This window comes from Pseudoalteromonas sp. GW168-MNA-CIBAN-0100, from assembly GCF_040309225.1.
In the GTDB taxonomy this organism is placed as follows: domain Bacteria; phylum Pseudomonadota; class Gammaproteobacteria; order Enterobacterales; family Alteromonadaceae; genus Pseudoalteromonas; species Pseudoalteromonas arctica.
Genome location: NZ_JBEOOL010000122.1, coordinates 1 through 463, shown reverse-complemented (window position 1 = coordinate 463; position 463 = coordinate 1). Strand labels below are relative to the sequence as shown.

The 463-nt window shown below is 44.9% G+C and carries 1 protein-coding gene; it reads left to right on the top strand.

Annotated features, from left to right (window positions below; all coding sequences use genetic code 11):
• Positions 1–463, top strand: a 463-nt coding sequence (locus AAEY62_RS20325) for a transposase (RefSeq protein WP_350636005.1), incomplete at both ends; no start/stop codon positions are given.

Below are 463 nucleotides of genomic sequence, written 5' to 3'. Positions count from 1 at the left end.
AGCAAGAAAAACGGCGACTAAAACGCAGCAAAGGCAAGCCTCGGTTATTTACCTCAGACGATTTTCATTATGATGAGACAACGCAAACATGCCGCTGCCCTGCAGGCAATGCCATGTGGCGAAGCGGGGTCAATGTAAACAGCCATAACCAGCAATACACGCGATTCTGTGGTTACTTAAAAGACTGTAAAACATGCCCGCTACAGCAGCAATGCATGCGAAAACCACCGATAGAAAGAGGACGACAAGTGCAGTTTATAAATAATGAATCGCGCAAAAAGCTGAGCTATGTCGATAAGATGAAAGTTAAAATAGACAGCCCAATCGGACGACGACAATACAGCAAACGGCTCGGCTGTATTGAACCGGTGTTCGGGAATATTACAGTGAACAAAGGCATGAATAAATTGACCTTACGGGGTCAAGCGAAAGTAAATGCGCAATGGCAATTGTATTGCCTTGT